This window comes from Aliiroseovarius sp. ABM4_368 (assembly GCF_056161205.1).
The window spans coordinates 1-996 of the sequence record NZ_JBSWYR010000017.1; the positions used below are offsets into that span (position 1 = coordinate 1).

A 996-nucleotide genomic window follows, 5' to 3' on the forward strand; every position below is an offset into this window, starting at 1 on the left:
AGATATGTACGGACTTTCGGGACACTTCCTGTAAATTCCCTGATTTGGGATGGAGGAAGTTTTCATGACGAACGACGAACGCGACATTCAACGCAAACTTAGAGTGCTGCAACATGCCGAGAAGATCGGCAATGCCCGTAAGGCTTGCCGGTATTTCGGGGTTGGCAGGTCCAGCTTTTATAGATGGCGGGATGCCTATCAAAAGCATGGTGAAGCTGGCTTGAAGAATGCTAAGTCAATTCCGAAGAATCCCGCCAATCAAACGCCAAACGAGATCGTCGAGAAGGTTCTGTATCTGCGCCGCAAGTATCACTTGGGGCCTATCCGGATCGTCTGGTACTTGGCGCGCTATCACGACATCAAGATCTCGGATGCCGGGGTCTATCGCATTCTCAAACGCAATGGCCTCAACCGACTGCCCAGAGGGACGCGCATGCGGACGTTGCACACCAAGCGTTATCAAAAACAGGTCCCTGGCCATCATATCCAAGTAGACGTCAAGTTCTTGACCTTTAAGGGGGAACGCGGTGATAAGGTGCGCCGGTTCCAATACACGGCAATCGACGATGCAACGCGTGTCAGGGCACTTAAGATCTACGATAAACACACGCAAGCAAACGCGATCGACTTCATTGACCACATCATCGAAAAGGTCCCGTTCCGCATTCGCGAGGTTCGGACTGACAATGGCCACGAATTCCAAGCGAAATTCCATTGGCATGTCGAGGACAAAGGAATTCGACACGCCTACATCAAACGTGGAACGCCGCAGCTCAACGAGAAAGTGGAGCGCTCTCACCGATCTGATCAGCAGGAATTCTATCAGCTCCTGAGTTACAAAGACGACGTCGATCTCGAAGCAAAACTTGACGAATGGGAACGGTTTTACAACTTCGCAAGGCCACACGGCGCGCATAACGGCCAGACCCCTTACGAAGCGCTCAGAGACAAGCTACAATAAAGCGGCAAATGTCCTGACGGTCTGTCCAGTTTACA

1 protein-coding gene is annotated in these 996 nt (G+C 51.5%); it reads left to right on the forward strand.

Annotated features, from left to right (window positions below; translation table 11 throughout):
• Positions 1–64: 64 nt before the first annotated feature.
• Entirely contained in the window at positions 65–961 is an 897-nt protein-coding gene (locus tag ACXAH3_RS16430) for an IS481 family transposase (protein ID WP_474863347.1), read from the forward strand.
• The last annotated feature ends 35 nt before the right edge of the window (positions 962–996 follow it).

Bases quoted from the DNA above. Each gene is read 5' to 3' on its own strand.
- ACXAH3_RS16430 (WP_474863347.1), top strand. From the start codon at position 65: ATGACGAACGACGAACGCGACATTCAACGCAAACTTAGAGTGCTGCAA.